Source organism: Nocardia sp. NPDC047038, from assembly GCF_040644075.1.
Classification (GTDB): domain Bacteria; phylum Actinomycetota; class Actinomycetes; order Mycobacteriales; family Mycobacteriaceae; genus Nocardia; species Nocardia sichangensis.
On the sequence record NZ_JBEYVQ010000001.1, the window covers coordinates 713,971 to 738,831 of the forward strand.

Sequence of the window (24,861 nt, forward strand, 5' to 3'; positions counted from 1 at the left end):
CCCGAGGTCGTGCGGGCCGCCGTCCCCAACGGTGGCGCTGCTCGGCCTCTCAGTGAGGAGAGCAGTGGCAGGCAAGGCCCGCGTGCACGAGTTGGCAAAAGAACTCGGTGTCACGAGCAAGGAACTACTCGCAACGCTCAAGGAGCAGGGCGAGTTCGTGAAGTCGGCGTCCTCGACGGTGGAAGCTCCCGTCGCCCGCCGGCTGCGTGAGTCGTTCGCGGCGAAATCCGCTCCGTCCAACGGCAACAAGCCGGGTGCACGCCCCGGACCGTCCGGTCGTCCGGCCCCCAAGCCCGCGGGCGGAGGCCCGCGTCCAGGTCCCCGTCCGTCGGCGCCCACTCCGGCGCCCACCGCGCAGGAGACCGCGGCCCCGGCCGCGCGTACCGGTGAATCCCCGGCCGTGAAGCCGGGCCCCGCCGCGCGTCCCGGACCGGCCCCGGCGCCCAAGCCCGCCGCCCGGGAATCGATCAACCCGCAGGCCGCCGCGGCTTCGGGCGCGAGCGCGAGTTCCGCGCCCGCCCCGGCCGGTCCGCGTCCGACGCCGGGCGGCCCGCGCCCCGGGCAGCAGCAGCAGCGTCCCGGCGGCCCCGGCCAGGGTGGACATCGCCCGGGTGGCGCGGCTCCCGGCCCGCGTCCTGGGCCGAAGACCCCGCGCGTCGGTAACAACCCCTATTCGTCGGCTCCCGAGCGTCCCGCGCCGCGTCCGGCCCCCGGTCAGGGTGGCCCGCGTCCCGGCCCGTCCCAGGGTGGACCGCGTCCCGGCCCCGCTCAGGGTGGCCCGCGTCCCGGTCCGTCGCAGGGCGGTCCGCGTCCCGGCCCCGCTCAGGGTGGCCCGCGTCCGGCGCCCGGCCCTGGTGGTCCGCGTCCCGGCGGACCGCGGCCGAGCCCCGGCTCGATGCCGCCTCGTCCGAATCCCGGCGCGATGCCGTCGCGTGCGGCGCGTCCCGGCGGCGCCGGAGGCCCCGGTGCGGGTCGTCCCGGTCGTCCCGGTGGCGCCGGTGCCGGTCGTCCCGGTGGCGGCGGTGGCGGTGGCTACCGCGGTGGCGGTGGCGGCGCTCCCGGTGCCGGTGCGGGTGCGCCCGGTGCCGGTGGTGCGGCCGGTGGCTTCCGCGGTCGTCCCGGTGGCGGCGGTGGCGGCGGCGGTCGTCCTGGCGGTCCCGGTGGCCGCGGTGGTGCGGCAGGCGCGTTCGGCCGTCCCGGTGGCGCGCCCCGGCGTGGCCGCAAGTCGAAGCGGCAGAAGCGGCAAGAGTACGACTCGATGCAGGCGCCCGCCGTCGGCGGCGTGCGGCTGCCGCGCGGCAACGGCGAGATCATCCGGCTCGCTCGCGGCGCGTCGCTGTCGGACTTCGCCGAGAAGATCGATGCGAACCCGGCCGCGCTGGTGCAGGCCCTGTTCAACCTCGGTGAGATGGTCACCGCGACCCAGTCGGTGAACGACGAGACCCTCGAGCTGCTGGGCAGCGAGATGAACTACGTCGTCCACGTGGTCAGCCCCGAGGACGAGGACCGCGAGCTGCTGGAGTCGTTCGACCTCACCTACGGCGAGGACGAGGGCGGCGAGGAAGACCTCGAACAGCGTCCGCCGGTGGTGACCGTCATGGGTCACGTCGACCACGGTAAGACCCGCTTGCTGGACACCATCCGCAAGGCGAACGTCCGCGAGGGCGAGGCAGGCGGCATCACCCAGCACATCGGCGCCTACCAGGTGCTCACCCACCTCGGCGACGAGGACCGGCTGATCACCTTCATCGACACCCCGGGTCACGAGGCGTTCACCGCCATGCGCGCCCGTGGTGCGAAGGCCACCGACATCGCGATCCTGGTGGTCGCCGCCGACGACGGCGTCATGCCGCAGACGGTGGAGGCGATCAACCACGCGCAAGCGGCCGACGTGCCGATCGTCGTGGCGGTCAACAAGATCGACAAGGAAGGCGCCAACCCGCAGAAGGTGCGTCAGCAGCTCACCGAGTACGGCCTGGTCGCCGAGGAATACGGCGGCGAGACCATGTTCGTCGACATCTCCGCCAGGCAGAACATCAACATCGATGCGCTGCTCGAGGCGGTCCTGCTGACCGCGGACGCGGCGCTGGACCTGCGGGCCAACCCGGACATGGACGCGCAGGGTGTGGCCATCGAGGCGCACCTCGACCGTGGCCGCGGCCCGGTGGCGACCGTGCTCATCCAGCGCGGCACCCTGCGGGTCGGCGACTCGATCGTGGCGGGAGACGCCTACGGCCGGGTGCGCCGGATGGTCGACGAGCACGGCGACGACGTCGAGGCGGCGCTGCCGTCGCGGCCGGTTCAGGTCATCGGCTTCACGTCGGTGCCCGGCGCGGGTGACAACCTGCTCGTGGTCGACGAGGACCGGATCGCCCGGCAGATCGCCGATCGGCGCAACGCGCGCAAGCGCAACGCGCTGGCCGCACGCAGTCGCAAGCGGATCAGCCTGGAAGATCTGGATGCCGCGCTGAAGGAAACCAGCGAGCTGAACCTGATCCTCAAGGGCGACAACTCGGGTACGGTCGAGGCCCTCGAAGAGGCGCTGCTCGGGATCCAGGTGGGCGACGAGGTGCGGCTGCGGGTGATCGACCGCGGCGTCGGTGGCGTCACCGAGACCAACGTCAACCTCGCTTCGGCGTCGAACGCGATCATCATCGGATTCAACGTCCGCGCCGAGGGCAAGGCGACCGAGCTGGCCAACCGCGAGGGCGTCGACATCCGGTACTACTCGGTGATCTACCAGGCCATCGATGAGATCGAGAAGGCCCTCAAGGGCATGCTCAAGCCGATCTACGAAGAGGTCGAGCTGGGGCGGGCCGAGATCAGGGCGATCTTCCGTTCGTCGAAGATCGGCAACATCGCCGGTTGCATGGTCACGTCGGGCTCGGTCAAGCGCAACGCCAAGGCGCGCCTGCTCCGGGACAACGTGGTGATCGCCGAGACGATGTCGATCTCGTCGCTGCGCCGGGAGAAGGACGACGTCACCGAGGTCCGCGAGGGCTTCGAATGCGGTATGACGGTCACCTACTCCGACATCAAGGAAGGCGACATCATCGAGGCCTACGAGCTGCGCGAGAAGCCGCGCGACTGATAGACCGAGACGAGTCCGGGCGCCGCGCGAAGTGCGCGGCGCCCGGCGGGTCTTCCTGACTGGGGAGGGTGTGGGTGTACCTGGGTGCACTGGAGTTCGACCTGCTGCTCGGCGATGTGCATTCACTGAAACAGAAGCGCTCGGTGATCCGGCCGATCCTGGCCGAATTGCAGCGTTTCGGTGTGAGTGCCGCCGAAGGCGGGGAACACGATCTATACCGTCGTTCGCTGCTGGGCGTGGCCATGGTCAGTGCGGGCATGGATCATCTGACCGAGGTGCTGGACAAATGTGAACGGCACGTCGCGGCCCGTCCGGAGTTACAGTTGCTGGCGGTGCGCCGCCGAATCTTCGGGCCCGAGGACTGACCGCGGCGCAGCGACGGAGCTCGGGTGGCGGCCGCGAGCCACGCTCCGACCGCCATCGAACAGAGTTGATAGTGAGGAGGAAACGGCCATGGTGGATCAAGCCAGGGCACGCCGACTCGCCAAGCGGATCTCCTCGATCGTCGCGACCGCGATCGAATACGAGGTGAAGGACCCGCGGCTGCGTTTCGTGACCGTGACCGACGCCAAGGTCACCGGCGATCTCCGGGAGGCGACGGTGTACTACACCGTGATGGGTGAAACCCTCGACGCCGAACCGGATTACGACGGTGCGGCGGCCGGACTGGAGAAGGCCAAGGGAGTTCTGCGCTCCAAGGTGGGCGCGGGAACCGGGGTGAAGTTCACCCCGACGCTGGCATTCGTACTGGACACCGTGCCCGACGCGGCACGGCAGATGGAGGAACTGCTCGCCAGGGCGCGGGCCGCGGACGACGAGGTCGCCAAGGTGGCCGCCACCGCCAGGCCCGCGGGCGACGCCGACCCCTACAAGATCGAACGCGACGCCGACGAGTGACATGCGGTAGTCGATGACGACGATGCGAGAAACGGCCGGCTTGGACACGGCCGTGGCGGCGCTCGACGCCGCGCGCTCGGTGACCATCGTCTGCCATGTGCAGCCCGATGCGGACACCATAGGAAGTGGTCTGGCGCTGGCGCTGGTGCTGCACCGGCGCGGCGTCCCGGTGCAGGTGTCGTTCGCCGAGCCGGCGGAATTGCCCGTATCGATGCGGTCGCTGCCCGGCGTAAGGCACCTGGTTGCGCCCGCCGAAGTGCGCGCCGAGGTCGACCTGCTGGTCGCGGTCGACTGCGGCAGCGCGGGCAGGCTCGGTGCGCTCGCCGACCGATTGTCCGATGCCGCAACGACACTGGTGATCGATCACCATCGGTCGAACACGCGGTTCGGAGCGATCAACGTGGTCGATCCCGCCGCGGAGTCCACCACGAGCCTGATCGCGCGACTGCTCGACGCGTGGGGTGTGCCGATCGATGCGGACGTGGCGCATTGCCTGTATGCCGGTCTGGTCACCGACACGGGTTCGTTCCGGTGGGTGCGGCCGGGTACCCACGAACTGGCAGAGCGGCTGCTGGCCACCGGAATCGACGGCGCGCATATCGCCCGCACCTTGATGGACACGCACCCGTTCGGATGGCTGCCCATGTTGGCGCGGGTGCTCGGGACGGCGCAGCTCGTCCCGGAGGCGCGCGGCGGCGTCGGATTGGTGTACGCGTTCGTGCGGCGCGACGACATCGACGATGTGCGTTCGGAGGAAGTCGAGAGCGTCATAGACATCGTGCGCACGACCGCCGAAGCGGGAATCGCCGCGGTGTTCAAGCAATCTCGTGTGGTGCCGGATCGGTGGACGGTATCGCTGCGCTCACGGGACAGCGGAGCGTGTGCGGGCGACGGGGTGGACGTCGCAGAGGTGGCCACGACACTGGGTGGTGGTGGGCATCGCTTCGCCGCCGGGTACACCGCACACGGCGCGCCCGAGGACCTGATCGGCGCGCTGCTGACCGCGCTCGGATGATCGTGTTCGATCATCGGCGAATGCCGGGTCGGCTCTCACCAAAACGTCCCGGTCCGACGGGTTTTCGAGTGCTGAGGCCGAATTCTTCGTCCGGACGGGTCCGCGGATCGACCGGGGCGGTGTGCGGATGCGGCGCACTCTCGGCGTGTGCGGGGCGCCCCGCGTTCGTGCCCGGTGCCCTGCGGGCGTTTGCCTGTCGAGTGGCGCTGGAAGTCGAGCCGGTTCGCCCGCCTCGCCATCCGAGCCTGGTTCGGCGTCGTGCCACACATCCGGAATCACCGGTGATGCGACCCTCTCCGCGACCGGAGCCGGACGCCGCCGAGTTTGTCGGTGGGCCGTGCCAAGGTGGGAGCCGGATCGCAACGACGGTGGTCTCGAAGGACGACATGCGGGGGAGGTGTTCGTGAGCGCGCAGGGTTGTAGTGGGGCGGATATCGGTGACCCGGTCCTGCGCGCGAGCGAGCCGGAAACCGTCGACCGGGCCGCCGCCGCCGGGCCCAAACGCATTCTCGGCCTCGCGTTGCCCACCCTCGGTGTGCTGGTCGCCGAACCGATCTACCTGTTGTTCGACCTGGCCGTGGTCGGCAGGCTCGGCGCGCTCGCGCTGGCCGGGCTCGCCGTGGGCGGGTTGATCCTCGCGCAGACGAGTTCGCAGCTGACCTTCCTGTCCTATGGCACCACCGCGCGCTCGGCGCGCCGTCACGGCGCGGGCGACCATCAAGGAGCCGTCGCCGAGGGCGTGCAGGCCACGTGGATCGCGGTGGCCGTCGGCGTCGCGATCCTGCTGCTGGTCCAAGCGTTCGCCGTGCCGGTGACCAGCGCCGTCGCGGGCAGTGGGGACATCGCGGCGCAGGCGCTGGACTGGGTGCGGATCGCGCTGTTCGGCGTGCCGCTGATCCTGATCTCCATGGCGGGGAACGGGTGGCTGCGTGGCGTCCAGGAGACGCGCAGGCCGTTGGTCTACGTCGTCGCCGGACTCGGGGTGTCGGCGGTGCTCTGCCCGGCGCTGGTGCACGGACTGTTCGGCGCACCGCGCCTGGGTCTGCCGGGCTCGGCCGCGGCGAACGTGGCGGGTCAGATCGTCACCGCGGTCCTGTTCCTGAACGCGCTGATCCGCGAGGAGGTTTCCCTCGCGCCGCATTGGTCGGTGATGCGTGCCCAGCTCGTCCTCGGACGCGACCTGATCGTCCGCAGTTTCGCCTTCCAGGCGTGCTTCGTCTCGGCGGCTGCCGTCGCCGCGCGTTTCGGCGCCGCGTCGGTGGCGGCCCACCAGTTGGTGCTGCAACTGTGGAACTTCCTGGCGCTCGCCCTGGACGCGCTGGCCATCGCCGCGCAGACGCTCACGGGCGCGGCTCTGGGCGCGGGTGATGCCACCGGCGCCCGAGGGATCGCCCGGCGCGTGACCCGCTGGTCGGAGATCTTCAGCCTCGGGCTCGCCGCCTGCTTCGCGGCGGGGGCGGTGGCGATCCCCGCGCTGTTCACCGATGACCCGGACGTGCTGGAGCGCGCGCACGTGGTGTGGTGGTTCTTCGTCGCGCTCATTCCGGTGGCGGGCATCGTCTTCGCGCTCGACGGCGTCCTGCTCGGAGCCGGTGACGCGGCCTACCTGCGCACCACCACGCTCGGAGCGGCCCTGCTCGGCTTCCTGCCCGCTATCTGGTTGTCGCTGGCCTTCGACTGGGGCGTCGCCGGAATCTGGTCCGGCCTCGCCGCGTTCATGCTGTTGCGGCTGATCGCCGTCGCGGGGCGGGCGCTGTCGGGCCGGTGGGCCCTGGTCGGCGCCGAAGTACCGAGGTGAGCGACACCCGGCTCGGCCGGTGCGCGCGAATCCGAAACGATGTGCCAAGGTAGGTGTGGTGATACCCAAGTTGATGGCGGTGAGCGACATTCATGTCGGGCACCAGGGGAATCGGCCGGTCGTCGAGCAGATCAAGGCGGACTCGCCGGAGGACTGGCTCATCGTGGCCGGCGACGTGGGGGAGAAGACCGAGGACATCCGGTGGGCGCTGGAGCTGCTGCGCCGCCGGTTCGCCAAGGTGATCTGGGTGCCGGGCAATCACGAGCTGTGGACGACGGCCAAGGACCCGGTGCAGATGGTCGGGGTGGCGCGCTACGACTACCTGGTGTCGATCTGCCGCGACCTGGATGTGTTGACGCCGGAGGATCCGTTTCCGGTGTGGCAGGGCGCGGGCGCGGAAGAGCACGGCGGAGCGGTCACGCTGGTTCCGATGTTCCTGTTGTACGACTACTCGTTCCTGCCGGAAGGAGCCACCACCAAAGCGGAGGGTCTGGCGATCGCGCGTGAGCGCAACGTGGTGGCCACCGACGAATTCCTGCTCTCGCCCGATCCGTACCTGACCAGGGACGCGTGGTGCCACGCCCGGGTACAGGTGACCAAGCGCAAGCTCGACGCGCTCGCCCCGGGCACCCCGATCGTCCTGATCAACCATTTCCCGCTGGTGCGGCAGCCGACCGACGTGCTGTTCTACCCGGAGTTCGCGCTGTGGTGCGGCACCGAACTCACCGCGGACTGGCACACCCGCTACAACGTGGTCTGCTCGGTCTACGGTCACCTGCACATCCCGCGGACCTCGCACTACGACGGCGTCCGATTCGAGGAGGTCTCGCTCGGCTACCCGCGCGAGTGGCAGCGCCGCGGCCTGCCCGAGCGATTGCTGCGCCAGATCCTGCCGACCCCGCAGTATCCGCCGGGCACGCTGAACAAGTGGGGCGGACACTTCCAGGTGACTCCCGAGATGGAAGCCGCCGCCGCGGAGATGCGCAGCAAAGCGCAGCAGCGGCGCGGGCTGGCGTAGTCCCACGCACATGGCGCTGCGATCCCACCCGGTGCGGCTCGACTACGCTCGTCGGTGATGATCGAGAACATTCTGCCCGCGAGTGTGGCCTCGGCCGAGTTGCTGGCGTACCCGGAGGATCTGCGGCCGCATCCGGCGGAGGAGCATCTCATCGCCAAGTCGGTGGAGAAGCGGCGCCGTGACTTCATCGGCGCGCGGCATTGCGCCCGCCTTGCGCTCACGCAACTCGGTGAGCAGCCGGTCGCGATCGGCAAGGGCGAGCGCGGCGCTCCGGTGTGGCCGCGCGGAATCGTCGGCAGCCTGACCCACTGCGACGGCTACCAGGCCGCCGCGCTCGGTCACAAACTGCGGTTCCGTTCCATCGGCATCGACGCCGAGCCGCACGCCACCCTGCCGGACGGCGTACTGGACTCGGTCAGCCTGCCGCCGGAGCGGGAATGGCTGAAGACCACCGAGTCCGAATTGCACCTGGACCGGTTGCTGTTCTGCGCCAAAGAGGCCACCTATAAGGCGTGGTTCCCGCTGACGCTGCGCTGGCTCGGCTTCGAGGACGCGCACATCACGTTCGAGATCGAGGACAGCTCCGCCGCTTCCGGGCGCGGCAGCTTCCATACCGAACTGCTGGTGCCGGGGCAGACCACCGACGGCGGCACGCCGCTGATCGCGTTCGACGGTCGTTGGCTGATCACCGACGGGTACATCCTGACCGCGATCGCGCACGTCTGATGGACGGACTCGGCGGGCTGCTCGTCATCGACAAGGCCGGTGGCTGGACCAGTCACGACGTCGTCGCGAAATGCCGGAAGCTGCTGCGCACCAAGAAGATCGGCCACGCGGGCACGCTCGATCCGATGGCGACCGGTGTGCTGGTGCTCGGCGTGGAACGCGCGACCAAACTGCTCGGCCTGCTCACCCTGACCACCAAGGCGTACACCGCGACCATCCGGCTGGGACAGGCGACCAGCACCGACGACGCCGAGGGCGAGGTGCTGGCCATGACACCGGCCGGTCATCTCGCCGACGCCGACATCGCCACGCGCACAGCCGAACTGACCGGGAACATCGAGCAGGTGCCCGCCACCGTCAGCGCGATCAAGGTGAACGGCGAACGTGCCTATGCCCGCCACCGTGCGGGCGAGGACGTGCAGTTGGCCGCCCGCCCGGTCACGGTGTCGCGGTTCGACGTGCTCGCGCGGCGCGATGTCGGCGATTTCGTCGACCTGGACGTGGTGGTCGAATGTTCCTCGGGTACCTACGTGCGCGCGCTGGCCAGAGACCTGGGCGCCGGGCTCGGCGTCGGCGGCCACTTGACCGCGTTGCGCCGCACCAGCGTCGGGCCGTTCACGCTCGAGCATGCACGCACCTTGGACGATCTGGCCGCCGCCGCTGAGTCCGGCGTGCCGCCACTGAGCCTCGATATCGATGCCGCGGTGCGAACGGCGTTCCCGCGCCGCGACATCGATGACAAGCAGGCCGACGATCTGCGCAACGGACGCTGGCTCGCTCCGGCCGGAATGCCCGGCGTCTACGCCGCCATCAATCCGGAAGGCCGCGCTATCGCCCTGCTCCGGGAATCCGGTAATCGCGCGTCCTCGGTGATGGTCGTCCGCCCCGCCAATCTCTGATCCCGGGCGATAGTGGTTGGCCACCTCGCGGCGCTCGCTCGGCACTGTGCAATGCTCGCACCTGCCCGTGCCGCAGGATTCGAGCCTCGTCTGCTGATTTCCGTGACCAGCTCCGGCCCGCCGAGGGCGTTCATCGCATAACCACCGCTGCAAGGAAATTCGCGCAGGAAAGTCGCCTGCGGCGGCCGTGGCCGGGTAGCGGGTCGCGGTGAGTCGGCGTTCAGGAGCCGATCTGGTGCCGGAGGCGTTGCACGGCGTCGTCCATGTGCTCGACGAGCAGAGCGCGGGCGCGCGCGGGGTCGCCTGCGCCGATCGCGTCGCGCAGGCCGATGTGTTCGCGGGACTGTTCCCGTAGGTCCGGATAGGTCGTCTGCAAGGCGCCCAAGCACATGCGCGTCTCGATCAGCAAGGTGCGAGCCGCGCGTACCAGCCGCGGACTGGCCGCACTCTCCACCAGCGCCTCGTGGAAGGCCTGGTCGGCCTCCGACACGCCGACCGCGTCGCCGCGTTCGGCGCACGCGATCATCTCCTCGACGCTGGGACCGAGCGCCTCGTAGGCGATCGGGCGGCGACCGTCCAGGATCAGCTCCAGTGCGCCGCCCTCCAGTGCCGTCCTGGCCCGGTAGATGTCGACGACGTCGTCGAGGCTCAGTTCGATGACGAAGATGCCGCGGTGGCGGATGCTGCGCAGCAGACCCTCGGACACCAAGCGCTGCATCGCCTCGCGCACCGGACCGCGCGAGACCGCGAACCGCGCCGCGAGGTCGGCCTCGCCGAGCTGCGACCCTGGCGCGAGACTGCCGCGCATGATCGCCTCGCGGAGCCGATCTGCGATCATCTCCGCGGTCGACTGCCGGTTCACCGGCTCGAAATCAACGACGGACATCGATCTGCCTTTCCGCGAACAAGGTCCCGAATCCGGGAACGACCGGCTCGGCGCCGGCCAGCCGCAGCCCTGCCCAGATCGTGACCTGATTGGCCGTCAGCACCGGTTTGCCCAGCGTAGCCTCCAGGTCCGGCAGCACCGCCACGGTGTGCATCGCGGTGTCGGGGATGAGCAGCGCCTCCGCGTCGGGATGGTCGTTGTCCGCCGCCAGCCGCAGCACCTGGGCCGGGGTGAGGGTGCCGACCTCGGCGGCGGTGTCGATCCCCGCGCTGGACATCGAGACGACGTCGATGCGCGCGTCGGCGAGGAACTCCACGAACAGCCGGGCGACCTCGTCGGGATAGCTGGCGGCGACCGCGACGGTGCGCAGTCCCAGCGTGTGCACGGCGTCGGCGAACGCGATGCTGGTGCTTGTCGCCGGGACGCCCGCGACCTCGGCCAGTGCGCGCACCTGATCGCGCGCGCCCTCGGGTCCGTAGACGAAACTGCCCGACGTGCAGGCCCAGACGATCGCGTCGGGGCGGTGCCGGGCGAGCAGTGAGGCGCCGAGGCGCAATTTCTCCGGGCTGCCCAGTTCGAGCAGTTCGGGGACGGCGTGCAGATCGGTGCCGTAGATGTGGGCCACCGGAAGGTGCGCGCCGAGCGCTGCCGCCGCGAGCGGGTAGTCGTCCTCGGCCGCGTGGTCGGGGTAGATGAAACCGACGGTGGGTGCGTGCATGTGATGTTCTTCCTTCAGAAAACGTTGAGCAGCCACTTGCCCGGGCCCATCATCGGGAGCTTCATCCGGCCGAGACATGCCCACATGGTGAGTTGGTTGGCGGTGAGCACCGGCTTGCCGAGGGCTTTCTCCAGCGGCTCGATCACGTCGTACGTGGGCAGGTTGGTACAGCTGACGAAGACGGCCTGGGCCTCGGGGTCGTCGGCGCCGACGATGCGTTCGGCGATCGTGCGATAGCTGACCTTCCAGATGCCGCCGCCGAGCCCGAGGTGATCGGAGCGGACCACCGTGCAGCCGGCTTCGGCGAGGAACTCGTGCAGCCGGTGGGTGAGGATCTCGTCGTACGGGGTCAGTACCGAGATCCGGGTGAGGTCCAGATGGCGGATCGCTTCGAGCAACGCGCCCGAGGTGGTGACCGCGTCCAGCGCCCCGGCACGGCAGATGGTGTCGCGCAACGACTTCTCGTAGGCGAGGCCTTTGATGAAACTGCCCGATGTGCACAGGTAGGCCACGACTTCGGGTTCCACGTGCAGGACGTTGCGGGTGGCCGCGGTGAGATGCGCCGCGTCGGAGACCAATTCGGCCATCTCCAGCGACACCGGAACCGGTTCGTAGGGGGTACGGGCCAGGTGCAGACTCACCTCCAGAGGCGCCCAGCGCCAGAGCTCTCGTTCGAGGGCGAGGTCGAACGGTGCGATGATCCCGATACCCCGTTGTGCAACGGGCCCTTCGAGGTCGGGAAAGCTCAAATCCACTACGGCCCCTCTCGCGCTCAGCCGGGACGACCTCCGAACACGATCGGATTGTTGACAATCATACGATGTGATCTTAGTGTGTCAATGTGGAACAGGGCCCGATTGTCGTCGTCCTGCACAGTGACAGTGTGCCCGACGACGAACGAATGGACCGAGTAGCAGGCCGCGCCACCATCCGGTACACCGAGGCGCCCGGGTTGGCGAACGCCCTGCGCGGAGCGGAGATCTTGTTCGTCTACGACTTTCGCACCCGGGCGCTGCCCGGCGCCTGGCATGCCGCCGACCGGCTGCGCTGGGTGCACATGGGATCCACCGGCGTCGATCCGGCGATGTTTCCCGAACTGCGGGCCAGTGACGTGGTCGTGACCAACACCAGAGGCGTCTTCGACGCCGCGATCGCCGAGTACGTGCTCGGGCAGATTCTCGGTTTCGCCAAGGACCTGTCCGGTTCGTTGCTGCTGCAACAACGGCACGAGTGGCGGCATCGGGAATCCGAACGGGTCGCGGGGTCGACGGCGCTGATCGTGGGCACCGGCTCGATCGGGCGTCATATCGCCCGATTGCTGCGCGCGGTCGGCATGACCGTGCGCGCCGTCGGCAGGCGGGAGCGCGCGGCGGACCCGGATTTCGGCGAGGTCACCACCGATCTGCACGCCGAACTGGCCCGCGCCGATTACGTCGTCGCGATCGCTCCGCTCACCGAGCGGACCAGGAACATGTTCGACGCCGCCGCCTTCGCCGCGATGAAGCCGCACGCCAGGTTTGTCAACGTCGGCCGCGGGGAACTCGTTGTGACCGACGATCTCGTCGCCGCGCTGCGCACCGGATCGATCGCCGCGGCGGCGCTCGATGTGGTGGACCCCGAGCCGCTCCCCGCCGATCACCCTCTGTGGGAACTGCCGAACGTCCGGATCACCCCGCACAACTCCGGTGACTTCATCGGATGGCGCACCGAGATCGTCGACGCGTTCACCGAGAACTTCGACAACTGGATCGCCGGACGTCCGCTGGACAACGTGGTCGACAAAAGGCTGGGGTACGTGCCCGGCTGAAGGAGCCCATCCATGAGCTACCCCGACAAGAACCAACCCACCGACCCGACCGCCATGACCGCGGTCGAGCTGGTCTCGGCCTACGCGGCGGGCGCGCTGTCGCCCGTCGAGGCGACCGAGGCGATCCTGCGCGCGATCGCCGATCGCGACGGCGCGCTCAACGCCTTCTGTCTGGTCGATCCCGATCGCGCGCTGGTGCAGGCGAAGGACTCCGAGGCGCGCTGGCAGTCCGGTCATGCCAGAGGGCTGCTCGACGGCGTGCCGATCTCGATCAAGGACGTCTTCCTGACCGAGGGCTGGCCAACCCGGCGCGGCTCCACGTCCATCGACCCGGCGGGACCTTGGCTGGTGGACAGTCCGGTGGCCGCGCGGCTGCGCGAGGACGGGATGGTCTTCCTCGGCAAGACCACCACCCCGGAGGTCGCGTGGAAGGCGGTCACCGACAGTCCGCTGGCGGGTGTCACGCGGAATCCGGCCGACCCGTCCACCACCGCGGGCGGCTCCTCCGGCGGCAGCGCCGCGGCCGTCGCCGCGGGCATGGGCCCGGTGTCGGTGGGCACGGACGGCGGTGGCAGCGTGCGCATTCCGGCCGCCTTCTGCGGCATCGTCGGGTTCAAGCCCACCTACGGCCGGATTCCGCTGTTCCCGGCCAGCCCGTTCGGTCCGCTGGCGCATGCGGGACCGATGACGCGCACCGTCGAGGACGCGGCGCTGCTGATGGACATCCTGTCGCTGCCGGATCCGCGCGATCCCACCGCGCTGGCTCCCACGCTCACCGCCTTCCGCGCCGAAATGCAGCGCGATGTGCGGGGATTGCGCGTGGCGTACTCACCTGCGCTCGGCTACGCCACGGTCGACCCCGAGGTCGCCGCGATCGTGGAAGCGGCGGTGACCCGGCTGGCCGACGCCGAACTCCAGGTGAGTGCCGCCGATCCCGGATTCGCCGATCCGCGCGAGGCGTTCGAGCTGCTGTGGGCGGCCGGCGCGGCCACCATGCTGTCCGGGTACCCGGAAGGTACGCGCGAACGGGTGGACCCGGGCCTGCGCGCGGTCTGGGAGCGCGGTGAAACCGTCACCGCCGTCGAGTATCTCGACGCGCGCAACGTCGCGGCCCAGATCGGCATCACCATGGGCGCCTTCCACAACGACTACGACATTCTGATCACTCCGACGGTGCCGATTCCCGCGTTCGAAGCGGGACACGACGTGCCACCGGGCAGCGGCCTGCACAGCTGGCCGGAATGGACGCCGTTCACCTACCCGTTCAATATGACCCAGCAACCCGCGATCAGCATCCCGGCGGGCACGACCCGCGCGGGTCTACCGGTCGGGTTGCAGATCATCGGCCCGCGCCACTCCGACGATCTGATCCTCGCGGTAGCCCGCTACGCCGAATTCGTGCTGGCTTCCTGAACGCGAATGGCCCCGCGGAAGACCGCGGGGCCACTCGTCACCGTCGCTCAGGCGCGGGCGAAGGCGAGCGTCTCGCCCTGCACACCGTGCAACCACAGCGTGTTGCAGGCCGCGGCCATCTCGGCGAGCCCCTCCTCGATGGTGGCGAACACATTGCCCGGCACCCACCCGAGGTCGCCGTTGATCAGCAGATTGTTGCGGCCGTAGAACAGCGCGAGATCGGTCGCCCCGCGCTCGTGCTCGGCCGCGGAACCGGGCTCGTAGCCGTAGGCCGGATTGCCGATCTCCCACGGCTCGAAGTCGAACAGGCACACATCGCCGGGGATGGGCGTGACCGTCGGATTCTCCCGATGCGGGGCCGCGCCGATGCGCGGGAGCAGGGTGTACACCTCGTTACGGGCGTACTTGGCGTGGAAGGCGTCGCCTTCCAGCGGCAGCGCGTTCCACACCGCGGCGCAGGTCTGCGGCGCTTCCTCGTCCAGCAAACGGGCGCGGCAGGTCACCGCGGCTTTGGTGAGCGTGATGGTGATGTAGCGGGCCATGCGGTCCTGCTTCCTGATCGGGCCCGCCGGGCGGGCACTGCGGACGGGTGGGGTGCGCGCTACAACTCGGCGAGCACCTCGGACCAGATCGCCAGAGCGTCCTCGATCTGAGTATCGGTCACGATCAGCGGCGGAATCATCCGCACCACGTTCATGTGCGCGCCGCAGGTCAACAGCAGCAGTCCCTTGTCCACCGCCGCGCGCTGGGCGGCCGCGGCGGTGGCCGTGTCGGGCTCGCCGGTGGCCGTGGTGAACTCGGCGCCCACGAGCAGTCCGAGGCCGCGGACGTCGCCGATCGCCTTGGTGGCGCTCTCGCGCATACCGCGCAGCAGTTGCGCCCCTCGGGTGGCCGCGTTGTCCACCAGCCCTTCGGATTCGATCACGTCGAGCGTGGCGATCGCCGCCGCGCACGCCACCGCGTTGCCACCGTAGGTGCCGCCCTGCGAACCCGGCCACGCCCGCGCCATCAGTTCGCGCGGCGCCGCGATGCCGGACAGGGGAAAGCCGCTCGCCAGGCCCTTCGCGATGGTGATCACGTCGGGCCGGACGCCGAAGTGCTGATGCCCGAAGAACTTCCCGGTGCGGCCGAAACCGGTCTGGATCTCGTCGAAGACCAGCAGGATGCCGTGCCGGTCGGCGCGTTCGCGCAGCCCGTGGAAGAACTCGGTGTTGCCGGGGACGTAACCGCCCTCACCGAGCACCGGCTCCACGATGAACGCGGCGGTCTCGGCGGGCGAGGTGAGCGTGGCGAACAAGTAGTCGAGTTCGCGCAGTGCGAAGGCGGTGGCCTCCCGCTCGCTCCAGCCATAGCGGTAGGCGGTGGGGAAGGGCGCGACGTGCACGCCCGGCATGAGCGGGCTGAACCCGGCCGAGAAGCGGGTGCCCGAGGTGGTCATGGTCGCGGCGGCCACGGTGCGGCCGTGGAAACCGCCGTGGAAGACGACGACGTTCGGCCGCCCGGTGGCCTGGCGCACCAGTCGCAGTGCGGCCTCGACCGCCTCACTGCCGGAGTTCGCGAAGAACAGCGTGTCCAGTCCTTCCGGAAGCACCGCGCCGAGCCGTTCGGTCAGCTCCAGCAGCGGCCGATGCAGCACGGTCGTGTACTGGCCGTGGATCAGCGAAGCGACCTGTGCCTGCGCGGCGGCGACCACTTTCGGATGGCAGTGGCCGGTGCTGGTCACGCCGATGCCGGCGGTGAAGTCCAGGTAGCGGCGTCCGTCGGTGCCGTAGAGGTAGCACCCCGCGCCGTGGTCGACGGTCACCGGAGTGGCCTGTTTCAGGATGGGCGAGAGCTCGGTCATGGTGGTTCGCCTCCCGGTGCGGGTGGGATGGAGGGCCATTGTCTATTGTCGGATTGTCGACAATATGCATAACATGGCCGCACGGGTCGCAGCAATGGCCGGACGCTGCGCGCTGCCGAAAGGAGCCACCGACCATGCTCACCGAAAGCGCGCTGAGCGCGCCCGAACGCGCCGCGATCGACACGGTGCCGCGCGGCTTGTTCATCCAGGGGCAGTGGCGGGCGACGACCCGCACGCTGCCGGTCTTCGATCCGTCGACGGGTGGACTGCTGTGCGAAGTAGCCGACGCGAACCCGGACGACGGTCGCGCGGCGCTGGACGCGGCGTGCGCGGCGCAGGCCGACTGGGCAGCCACCGCGCCGCGCGAGCGCAGCGATCTGCTGATGCGCGTGCATCGCGCGTTGCTGGCCGACACCGACCGCCTCGGGCTGATCGCGACGCTCGAAATGGGCAAGCCGCTGGCCGAGGCGCGCGGTGAGATCGCCTATGCCGCGGAGTTCTTCCGCTGGTTCGCCGAGGAAGCCGTCCGCCTGGACGGCGGGTACATGCCCGCGCCGACCGGCGGCTCGCGTTTTCTGGTGGCCCGGCAGCCGGTCGGTCCGAGCCTGCTCATCACGCCATGGAACTTTCCCGTCGCCATGGGCGCGCGCAAGATCGCGCCCGCGCTCGCCGCGGGCTGCACCTGCGTCGTGAAACCCGCGGAGCAGACGCCGCTTTCGATGCTGGCGCTGGCTCAGGTGCTGGCGGACGCCGGGTTGCCCGCCGGGGTGGTCAACGTCGTCACGACGGCGGATCCCGCCGCGGTGATGACTCCGCTGATCCTCGACGACCGCTCGCGCAAGCTGTCGTTCACTGGCTCGACGGCGGTCGGCAAGCAGTTGCTCGCGCAGTGCGCGCAGACGGTGATGCGCACCTCGATGGAACTGGGCGGCAACGCGCCGCTGCTGGTTTTCGACGACGCGGATCTCGACGAGGCGGTCGAGGGCACGGTGGCGGCGAAGATGCGCAACATCGGTCAGGCGTGCACCGCCGCCAATCGGATTCTGGTTCAGCGCGGCGTCGCCGAGGTCTTCGCGCGCAGGCTCGCCGAGCGGCTGGCTGCCCTGCCGATGGGCCGGGGCACCGAGCCGGACGTCGTGGTCGGCCCGCTGATCGATACCGAGGCCGTCGCCAAGGTGCAGCGCTTGGTCGACGACGCCCGCGCCCGTGGGGCCGGGGTGCTCACCGGAGGGGCGGCCTGGGACGGACCGGGCACTTTCTATCCCGCGACCGTCCTGGTCGACGTCCCCGACGACGCCGAGTTGTGCCACACCGAGATCTTCGGACCGGTCGCCGCGATCGGCGTCTTCGACACCGAGGACGAAGCCGTGCGCCGGGCCAACGACACTCCCTACGGGCTGGTGAGCTACGTGTTCACCGAGAATCTCCGGCGCGGACTGCGGGTGTGCGAGGCGCTGGAAACCGGGATGGTCGGCCTCAACCAGGGCGTGGTGTCGAATCCGGCCGCGCCCTTCGGCGGCGTCAAGGAATCCGGGCTCGGACGCGAGGGCGGGCTGACCGGGATCGACGAATTCCTGGAGACCAAGTACATCGGAGTGCGACTGTGAAGGAGTGCCAGTGAGCGAGTACCGCATCGCCACCATCCCGGGTGACGGGATCGGAGTCGACGTCACCGCGGCGGCGGTACGTGTGCTCGACGCCGTGCTGCCCGGTCTGGCATGGACCGAATTCGACTGGTCGTGCGAGAACTACGTGCGCACGGGCGCCATGATGCCGCCGGACGGCGCGCAGCGGCTCGCGGGCTTCGACGCGATCCTGCTCGGCGCTGTCGGCTTTCCCGGTGTGCCCGACCATGTTTCGCTGTGGGGCCTGCTGATCCCGCTGCGCCGCGCCTTCGGTCAGTACGTCAACCTGCGCCCGGTGCGCCTGCTGCCCGGCACGGAATCGGCACTGCGCGGCCGGACCGCCGACGATCTGGACATCCTCATCGTGCGGGAGAACTCCGAGGGCGAGTACTCGCGGATCGGCGGCATCCACAACGAGGGCCGCCCCGACGAATTCGTGCTCCAGGAATCGGTGTTCACCCGCACCGGATGCGAGCGAATCATCCGCTACGCCTTCGAGCGGGCCGCCGAGCGATCCGGGCGATTGTGCTCGGCGACCAAGTCGAACGGGCTCATCCATTCGATGCCCTACTGGGACAGTGTGTTCGAACGCGTCGCGACCGAGTATCCCCAGGTGCGGACGCGGCAGATGCACGTCGACGCGCTGGCCGCCGAAATCGTGCTGCACCCGGACCGGCTGGACGTGATCGTGGGCTCGAACCTGTTCGGCGACATCCTCTCCGACCTCGCCGCCGCGGTGACCGGCGGGCTCGGCTTGGCGCCGTCGGGCAACGTCAACCCCGAGCGCACCGGGCCCTCGATGTTCGAGGCGGTGCACGGCAGCGCGCCCGACATCGCCGGTCAGGGCATCGCGAACCCCGTCGCGCAGGTCCTCGCGGGCGCGATGCTGCTGGATCATCTCGGCGAGTCCGCCGCGGCGGCCGCGGTGGACCGAGCGGTGTGCGACGTGCTCGCCGCGGGGGAGGTCCGCACCCCGGACCTCGGTGGCACCTCGACCACCGACGAACTGGGCGACGCCATCGCTACCCGCGCGGCCGAGTTGGTGCGTCCCGCCCTCGGGGCCGACCTGGGCTGAGCCCGCGGCCGGAACCCTTGAAACCGGGGGTGTTCGGAAGCGGTCTGGGCGGGATCGTTTCGCCAGTTTTCGGGCCCGGGCTTCGCGGTGGTCATCCATCGCCGGGCTCGAGTCGTCGCGTGGCCGGCGGAGGGCTGCGTGACCCCGGTCCTGCGCCATGCCGTTACCCAGTGCGGCACCGATGGCACGCCCGGCAGCGTCCGAGCCCGACGCTGCCCGCCGCACCCGCTACCGCCGGTTCGGCGGAGTGGGCCTGATCTGTGGAGCCCCGGTCAGGCGGTGAGCCAGATGGCCTCGGCGGCGGGGCGCCCGAGGTCGGTCGGTGACTCGGTGGCGCCGATGCGGATGGCGATGGTGCCCGCGAAGTCGCGGCGTTCGACGACGGCGATGGCGGTGTCCAGGGCGATGCCGACCGAGTCGAAGTAGCGCAGCATGTCGGGATCGGCGTCGGAGATGCGCGCGACCCGGCCGGATTCACCGGCATGGAAGTCGCTGAGCTGGCGCGCGGGCGGGGTGGGCACCGCGCCGTCCACCGACGGGATCGGGTCGCCGTGCGGATCGCGATCGGGGTATCCGAGTTTGGCGTCGATCCGGGCCATCAGCAGCTCGGAGACCGCGTGCTCGAGCACCTCGGCTTCGTCGTGCACCTCGTCCCAGCCGTAGCCGAGCTCGTTCACCAGGAAGGTCTCGATGAGCCGATGCCTGCGCACCATCGCGACGGCGGCTCGGCGGCCCTCCGGGGTGAGGGCGATCGCGCCGTAGCGGGCGTGCTCGACCAACCCTTGGTCGGCGAGCTTGCGGACGGCTTCGGACACGGTCGAGGCCGATACGCCGATCCGTTCGGCGAGCAACTTGGTGGTCACCTTCTCCTGCGACCACTCCCGCGCCGTCCAGATGACCTTCAGGTAGTCCTGGGCGACCGAGGAGAGCACAGGCGCGATGGTCGCGGTACCGCCGTGCGCATCGCCCGGCGCCGGGGCGTCGGCCAACTCGCGTCGAGTGGCGATATCTCGTTTACCTGGCACATACCCGAGCTTAGGCACTGGCGCGCCGATACACACATCCTCGACCTGCCGTCGGCCGATCGACAGCGAATCGCTATTCGCCGTTCACCCATTTGGAAGCGGTGGACCGATGCCGGTCCGCCTGGGTCATACCGTTCTCGACAGATCCAGCGTGTTCCGATGCGCGGCCACGCCGTCGAATCGGCGACCGGCCAACCGGGCGGTCGCGGGCGCGCCGACCGGCTCGCCGGACAACTTGTAGAACGTCGCCGTGGCGCGTCCGGTGAACTCGTCGCCGGTCACGTCGAGTTCGAAGGCGACGATCCCTTTGCGGACTACGGCGGGGTCGGTGCGATCGACGGTGAACTCCAAGAAGGCGCCGGTGACCCGGTTGCCCGCGCCGTGCCAGGTGCCCATGCCGTTGCTGTCGCTCGTGGCGCGATTGCCGTGGTCGGGATTCGATTGCAGCATCGTGCCGCCAGGGTGGAACTGCATCACGTGGTAGCCGAACGGAGCGCCGTCGGCGCGAACCTCCCAGGTGCCGAGCACCGGATGCCGATCGCTCGCGCTGTGTTCGTCGCCGGCACGAGTTGGCCTCTGCGCGATCACGCTGCGCTGCCGCCTCCGGGCTTGACCACTCATGCCGTGTCCCCGCAGACGAACGCCAGTGCGGCGATGCCCCGATCGATGGCGTCGCGCGGCACGTTCGCGAAACTCAGCCGCATGGTGTTGCGGTGCTCGGTGATGTCGTCGGCGTAGAACGCGCTGCCGGGCAGGAACGCGACTCCGTGCCGCAGTGCCCGCGCCAGCAGCGCGTCGGCATCGAAACCCGGCGGCCCCTCGACCCACAGGAACATCCCGCCCTCCGGCTCGACCCACCGGAACCCAGCCGGGAAATGCCGCTCGAGCGCGACCGTCAACGCGTCCAACTTGGCCGAATAGGCGTCGACGACATGAGCGAGGTGCGCGGCCCCGTCCGGACTGCCGAGAAATTCGGCCGCAATCGCCTGGCAGTACGTCGAGGTCTGCATGTCGATGCCCTGCTTCAACGCGAGCACGGTCCGCAGCAGATCCGGGGGCATAACGGTGATCCCGACGCGGATCGCAGGAGCGAGAGTTTTCGACAGGGACGTGATGTACACCGAGTTGTCCGGCGCGAAAGACGACAACGCGGGCGGTGCCACACCGCGATAGCGCAGGTCGGTGTAGACGTCGTCTTCGATGACCAGCGTGCCGTGGCGGACGACGATCTCGGCGATTCGTTCGCGCCGATCGACGGGCATCGTCCGGCCGGTCGGATTCTGGAAAGTCGGCAGTAGGTAGACGAACGCCGCGTCGTATCGGGCCAGGGCTTCTTCGAGCGCTTCCGGAACGATGCCGAATTCGTCGGACGGCACCGCCACGACGGTCGCTCCGTGGCTGCGGAATTCCTTGACCGCCGGGCCGTAAGTGGGGGTTTCGACCAGAACCACGTCCTGCGGGTCGAGCAGCGCCAAACACACGTTGTGCAATGCGCCGGAGCCGCCGGTCGAGATATGCAGGCGCTCGAGCGTGCACTGAATATCGCGGCCGTGCAGAAGGTTTCGGGCTTCGTCCAACAGCGGAGCGAATCCCCGGGTCATGCCGTATTGGAGGACGGCGCTGCCGTATCTGCCGATGACCGTTTGCGCCAGCGTCGCCACGAGCTCGCTCGGCAGCAGAGCGGGATCGGGCGCTCCGACCGCGAAGGACACCACGTCGGGGCGGCCTGCCAGTGCCGCGAAGATATCGTCGATGGGACCGCTGGTCACCTCGGCCGCGCCGCGGCTGCGTTTGCCGACGGCCATGTCAGGCGCCGGCCTGCCCGCGCCGCCGCAGGCGGGCAACGGCTTCGGGCACGTGGGCGTCGTACTCCGGCGTCAGCACCACGTCGTCGTTGAACAGGGGATCGGTCCGCATTTCCACCGCGACCAGGTCCTCGGCATCGTCGAGGTTCACCGCCACGTGCACGACGCCGTCGGGGATGTAGATGAACTCACCGGGACCGTGGAAATAGGGCGTCAGTTCCGGGCCGATCAAGGTGGCCGCTCGCCCGCGCAGGCAAACGACGACGATCTCGCTGTGCGCGTGATAATGCGCTTTCGACATCGCTCCCGGGGCCATGTTGACCATGCCCGCCGAAATGCCGGTGGCGCCACAGGTTTCCGTGGTGATGCAAGGAATGAGGCGTTGTCGTTGCCGTCCGATTGTTTCGGCCGCATCGGACGGTTTGATCACACGCACGTGCTTGACTGCGCTTTTCATGGCTACTCCGGGGCATTCCGTCATCGACGAATTGGACGCTAGACCATTCCCGCTGCTGGTGAGACGAGCTTGCGGGCCCGTGGAAAACCCGGGGTATATCGGCGCTTTCGCGAATCCGTCCGGTTAGTTTCCGGTGCGCGAAGACTTCCGCGGCGATGTCGCCGACCCCGACGTAGCGGCCCCGTGGCGCGCCGTCGTGCGACGGCCACGGCGACCTGCCGGTTATCCCACCGCCGCGGTTGCGGCACGAGTCGTGCCGCGGTTCGGATGATCCGACCGGTTCGCGGCGCGGCCGCGCGGCGCACGACCTGCGCGCGGGGCCCCGGCGCGGTTCGCACTTCCACGTCGGCTCACGGCCGCGCAACCGTTGTGTGAGATCAGCACGCCCGAATACTGTTCGCTACCTGATTTGCGTAGGCTGCGCACTGTGCAGAGATGGCGAAGTCTCGACGAGGTGCCCGCGGACTGGGGGCGCTGTGTCCTCACGATCGGTGTGTTCGACGGTGTGCACCGCGGCCACGCGCAGCTGATCAGCCGGGCCGTGAAGTCCGCCGCCGCGCGCGGCGTGCCCGCGGTGCTGATGACGTTCGATCCGCACCCGATGGAAGTGGTCCGCCCCGGGTCGCACCCCGCGCAATTGACCACCCTGACCCGCCGCGCCGAACTGGCCGAGGAACTGGGTGTCGACGTGTTCTGCGTCATGCCCTTCACCCAGGAGTTCATGAAGCTGACTCCGGCGAGCTATGTCCACGACCTGCTGGTGGAGCGGCTGCACGTGGTGGAGGTGGTGGTCGGCGACAACTTCACCTTCGGCAAGAAGGCCGCGGGCACGGTCGAGACCATGCGCGAGCTCGGCAAGCGATTCGGTTTCGAGGTCGACGGCGTGACGCTGCTCGCCGAACACGCCGTGACCTTCTCCTCGACTTATATCCGCTCGTGCGTCGACGCGGGGGACATGGCGGCCGCCGCCGAGGCGCTCGGGCGTCCGCACCGGGTGGAGGGCGTCGTCGTACACGGTGACGGCCGCGGCAAGCAACTCGGCTTCCCGACCGCGAACGTCGCGCCGCCGATGCACGCCGCCATTCCCGCCGACGGCGTGTACGCCGGGTGGTTCACCGTGCTCGGCCCCGGCCCCACCATCGGCACCGTCACCCCGGGCGAGCGGGCCATGGCCGCCGTCTCGGTGGGCACCAACCCGACCTTCTCCGGACGCGCCCGCACGGTGGAGGCGTACGTGCTCGACGGCGAGGCCGATCTCTACGGTCAGCACGTCGCGGTGGACTTCGTCGAGCACATCCGGGGCCAGCGCAAATTCGACTCGGTGGACGAGCTCATCGAGTGCATGGGCCGCGACGTGGAGACCGCGCGCAAAATCCTCACCGCCGTCGACGCCCGCTGAGCGTCGGGAATTCCGAACCCGAGCGGATCGCTGTAGCGGCGGGTCTCGTGCTCGATCAGCGCGGGCGAGCGTCGTTGCCCGGATGGGACTCGGTCGGCCCGCGATTTCGGCGGGAAGATCCCGGTCCGGTAGGGTGGTCCCTCGGGTTTGCTGCGGTCCGCGGTGGCGCCCGCACCCGGGTAACCGGACATTCGAGCGCGGAACTGAGAAACAGGAGTGGATGCCCCATGGCACTGACCACCGAGCAGAAGTCGGCGATTCTCGCCGAGTACGGCCTGCACGAGAAGGACACCGGTTCCCCGGAGGCGCAGATCGCGCTGCTTTCCAAGCGCATCGCCGACATCACCGAGCACCTGAAGAAGCACAAGCACGACCACCACACCCGCCACGGCCTGATGGCGCTGATCGGTCGTCGCAAGCGGCTGTCGAAGTACCTGCAGGACAACGACATCAACCGCTACCGTTCGCTGATCGAGCGGCTCGGGCTGCGTCGGTAATTTTTTCCAGCGCCTGCGGCGCTGGGTGTTCGCGGCCCCTTCATGGCTCGCGTCCGGGCGACCGCTGCTGGCGACTTCGTCGCGGACGCAGCGATCGCTCGGACGCAAGCCGGGCCGTGAACCGCGCATGCTAGGTCTCGCTTCGCTCGAAAGACATGGTCGAGGCGAGTTGAGCGCGTGTTTTGCTGACGGTGCGGTCGTGTATGCCCGTCGTACGGGGCCGCGTTGTCGAGAGTTATCCGTCGGGGCTGCGGCGTCGGTTTGTTCGTTCGCCGTCTGGCGAGGTCGCGCCGATAGGTAGTTCACGCTCTGAACCCGCTGGTAGCCATTGCTCGTAGTGCTTTCGCTCTGCCCGATCGTGCAGGCCTACGTGCTCGTGAGGCGATCTGTCGTGGTTCATACGGACCCGACGCGGAACAGGTGGTTGTTGCGCCTGCCGCGTCAGAAATCAGGGGTATCGGTCCGGCCCTGCTTGCGCGGTTTCCGGCCGTGGCCACCGGGCAGCCGGTGCGCCGATGGACGGAGTGGTAGGCGGCTGCTCGACACGGGGGTGTCCGAGGCGGTCGCTGGTTCGGCCAACGGGGAGACGTACAATCGCACCGTTGGTTATATGTGTACAGGGGTGCGGATTGCCCCCGTCGCACGACAACATTGCACAGCCGTATGCACCCGTCGCGTGGCGTCGGTCTTCGGTAGTGGCCTATCGGCAGCGAGTTGGCGCCGTCGGGCTTCGATCGATGACCGCCTCCGCGTCGCCGTGTCCAAGGGGATTCGGCCGGGTGTGCGCGCCGCAGCCAGGAGGGTTGCCGCGCGTCCGTACCCGGTACGGCTGACGACAGCCGGATCGCGCCAGCGTGCGCTGGAGCC

At 69.5% G+C, this 24,861-nt stretch carries 23 protein-coding genes; 14 read left to right on the forward strand and 9 right to left on the reverse strand.

Features of this window, described 5'->3' with window-relative positions; all coding sequences use genetic code 11:
- Window positions 1-64 precede the first annotated feature (64 nt).
- The 8 genes from infB (at window position 65) to truB (ending at window position 9,444) form a co-directional block, all read left to right on the forward strand.
- Window positions 65-3,091, forward strand: coding sequence for a translation initiation factor IF-2 (infB, locus tag ABZ824_RS03420; protein ID WP_356961409.1), 3,027 nt, complete (start codon window positions 65-67; stop codon window positions 3,089-3,091).
- A gap of 74 nt (window positions 3,092-3,165) precedes the next feature.
- Window positions 3,166-3,456: a DUF503 domain-containing protein gene (locus ABZ824_RS03425; RefSeq protein WP_067810001.1), complete on the forward strand. Its 291-nt coding sequence runs from the start codon at window positions 3,166-3,168 to the stop codon at window positions 3,454-3,456.
- 88 nt (window positions 3,457-3,544) lie between these two features.
- Window positions 3,545-3,988, forward strand: coding sequence for a 30S ribosome-binding factor RbfA (gene rbfA / locus ABZ824_RS03430; RefSeq protein ID WP_355070094.1), 444 nt, complete (start codon window positions 3,545-3,547; stop codon window positions 3,986-3,988).
- Window positions 3,989-4,001: 13 nt separating this feature from the next.
- Window positions 4,002-5,003 (forward strand): bifunctional oligoribonuclease/PAP phosphatase NrnA, encoded by a 1,002-nt coding sequence (locus ABZ824_RS03435; protein ID WP_355070096.1) that lies wholly within the window; start codon window positions 4,002-4,004, stop codon window positions 5,001-5,003.
- Window positions 5,004-5,508: 505 nt separating this feature from the next.
- Window positions 5,509-6,801 carry an MATE family efflux transporter gene (locus ABZ824_RS03440; protein ID WP_356962438.1) on the forward strand — a complete coding sequence of 431 codons (1,293 nt, stop codon included), beginning with the start codon at window positions 5,509-5,511 and terminating at the stop codon, window positions 6,799-6,801.
- Window positions 6,802-6,859: 58 nt separating this feature from the next.
- The gene (locus tag ABZ824_RS03445; protein ID WP_356961411.1) at window positions 6,860-7,819 is read left to right on the forward strand and encodes a metallophosphoesterase; all 960 of its coding nucleotides are present in this window, start codon (window positions 6,860-6,862) and stop codon (window positions 7,817-7,819) included.
- A gap of 57 nt (window positions 7,820-7,876) precedes the next feature.
- Window positions 7,877-8,545, forward strand: coding sequence for a 4'-phosphopantetheinyl transferase Npt (npt, locus tag ABZ824_RS03450; RefSeq protein WP_356961413.1), 669 nt, complete (start codon window positions 7,877-7,879; stop codon window positions 8,543-8,545).
- The gene (gene truB, locus ABZ824_RS03455; protein ID WP_356961415.1) at window positions 8,545-9,444 is read left to right on the forward strand and encodes a tRNA pseudouridine(55) synthase TruB; all 900 of its coding nucleotides are present in this window, start codon (window positions 8,545-8,547) and stop codon (window positions 9,442-9,444) included. The genes npt and truB overlap by 1 nt, the downstream gene beginning before the upstream one ends.
- A gap of 220 nt (window positions 9,445-9,664) precedes the next feature.
- On the opposite strand, the gene ABZ824_RS03460 is transcribed toward truB, so the two are convergent.
- Genes ABZ824_RS03460 through ABZ824_RS03470 form a run of 3 tightly spaced genes read right to left on the reverse strand, consistent with a single transcriptional unit; the run spans window position 9,665 to window position 11,803 of the window.
- Window positions 9,665-10,330 carry a GntR family transcriptional regulator gene (locus ABZ824_RS03460; protein WP_355070104.1) on the reverse strand — a complete coding sequence of 222 codons (666 nt, stop codon included), beginning with the start codon at window positions 10,328-10,330 and terminating at the stop codon, window positions 9,665-9,667.
- Window positions 10,317-11,048 carry a maleate cis-trans isomerase gene (locus ABZ824_RS03465; protein ID WP_355070106.1) on the reverse strand — a complete coding sequence of 244 codons (732 nt, stop codon included), beginning with the start codon at window positions 11,046-11,048 and terminating at the stop codon, window positions 10,317-10,319. The genes ABZ824_RS03460 and ABZ824_RS03465 overlap by 14 nt, the downstream gene beginning before the upstream one ends.
- A gap of 14 nt (window positions 11,049-11,062) precedes the next feature.
- Complete coding sequence (locus ABZ824_RS03470) at window positions 11,063-11,803, reverse strand: Asp/Glu/hydantoin racemase (protein ID WP_356961417.1); 741 nt, start codon at window positions 11,801-11,803, stop codon at window positions 11,063-11,065.
- Between the two features lie 86 nt (window positions 11,804-11,889).
- On the opposite strand from ABZ824_RS03470, the gene ABZ824_RS03475 reads away from it, so the two are divergent.
- Window positions 11,890-12,855: a D-2-hydroxyacid dehydrogenase gene (locus ABZ824_RS03475; protein WP_355070110.1), complete on the forward strand. Its 966-nt coding sequence runs from the start codon at window positions 11,890-11,892 to the stop codon at window positions 12,853-12,855.
- Window positions 12,856-12,867: 12 nt separating this feature from the next.
- Window positions 12,868-14,268, forward strand: a complete 1,401-nt coding sequence (locus ABZ824_RS03480) for an amidase (protein ID WP_356961419.1) — start codon at window positions 12,868-12,870, stop codon at window positions 14,266-14,268.
- 47 nt (window positions 14,269-14,315) lie between these two features.
- Here the strand turns inward: ABZ824_RS03480 and ABZ824_RS03485 are convergent, their stop codons facing one another.
- Window positions 14,316-14,810 carry a DUF3830 family protein gene (locus ABZ824_RS03485; RefSeq protein ID WP_355070114.1) on the reverse strand — a complete coding sequence of 165 codons (495 nt, stop codon included), beginning with the start codon at window positions 14,808-14,810 and terminating at the stop codon, window positions 14,316-14,318.
- A 59-nt stretch (window positions 14,811-14,869) separates the two neighbouring features.
- Window positions 14,870-16,111 (reverse strand): aminotransferase class III-fold pyridoxal phosphate-dependent enzyme, encoded by a 1,242-nt coding sequence (locus ABZ824_RS03490; RefSeq protein ID WP_356961421.1) that lies wholly within the window; start codon window positions 16,109-16,111, stop codon window positions 14,870-14,872.
- 134 nt (window positions 16,112-16,245) lie between these two features.
- Between ABZ824_RS03490 and ABZ824_RS03495 the strand changes: the two genes are divergently transcribed.
- Both ABZ824_RS03495 and ABZ824_RS03500 read left to right on the forward strand, forming a co-directional pair.
- Complete coding sequence (locus ABZ824_RS03495; RefSeq protein WP_356961423.1) at window positions 16,246-17,718, forward strand: NAD-dependent succinate-semialdehyde dehydrogenase; 1,473 nt, start codon at window positions 16,246-16,248, stop codon at window positions 17,716-17,718.
- Between the two features lie 10 nt (window positions 17,719-17,728).
- Window positions 17,729-18,811 (forward strand): tartrate dehydrogenase, encoded by a 1,083-nt coding sequence (locus ABZ824_RS03500; protein WP_356961425.1) that lies wholly within the window; start codon window positions 17,729-17,731, stop codon window positions 18,809-18,811.
- Window positions 18,812-19,083: 272 nt separating this feature from the next.
- Here the strand turns inward: ABZ824_RS03500 and ABZ824_RS03505 are convergent, their stop codons facing one another.
- The 4 genes from ABZ824_RS03505 to ABZ824_RS03520 all read right to left on the reverse strand — a co-directional run bounded on the left by ABZ824_RS03505 (window position 19,084) and on the right by ABZ824_RS03520 (window position 22,098).
- On the reverse strand, window positions 19,084-19,752 hold the full coding sequence (locus ABZ824_RS03505; RefSeq protein ID WP_356962439.1) for a metal-dependent transcriptional regulator: 669 nt from the start codon (window positions 19,750-19,752) through the stop codon (window positions 19,084-19,086).
- A gap of 210 nt (window positions 19,753-19,962) precedes the next feature.
- Window positions 19,963-20,457, reverse strand: coding sequence for a hypothetical protein (locus ABZ824_RS03510; protein ID WP_356961426.1), 495 nt, complete (start codon window positions 20,455-20,457; stop codon window positions 19,963-19,965).
- A complete protein-coding gene (locus ABZ824_RS03515) occupies window positions 20,454-21,641 on the reverse strand; it encodes a PLP-dependent aminotransferase family protein (protein WP_356961427.1) in 1,188 nt (395 codons plus the stop codon). The genes ABZ824_RS03510 and ABZ824_RS03515 overlap by 4 nt, the downstream gene beginning before the upstream one ends.
- Before the next feature lies 1 nt (window position 21,642).
- On the reverse strand, window positions 21,643-22,098 hold the full coding sequence (locus tag ABZ824_RS03520) for a cupin domain-containing protein (RefSeq protein WP_356961429.1): 456 nt from the start codon (window positions 22,096-22,098) through the stop codon (window positions 21,643-21,645).
- Between the two features lie 427 nt (window positions 22,099-22,525).
- Here ABZ824_RS03520 and ABZ824_RS03525 point away from each other — a divergent pair, with 427 nt between their 5' ends.
- Together ABZ824_RS03525 and rpsO are read left to right on the forward strand one after the other, a co-directional pair.
- The gene (locus ABZ824_RS03525) at window positions 22,526-23,497 is read left to right on the forward strand and encodes a bifunctional riboflavin kinase/FAD synthetase (protein ID WP_355070128.1); all 972 of its coding nucleotides are present in this window, start codon (window positions 22,526-22,528) and stop codon (window positions 23,495-23,497) included.
- Window positions 23,498-23,724: 227 nt separating this feature from the next.
- Window positions 23,725-23,994, forward strand: a complete 270-nt coding sequence (gene rpsO / locus ABZ824_RS03530) for a 30S ribosomal protein S15 (RefSeq protein WP_039799352.1) — start codon at window positions 23,725-23,727, stop codon at window positions 23,992-23,994.
- The last annotated feature ends 867 nt before the right edge of the window (window positions 23,995-24,861 follow it).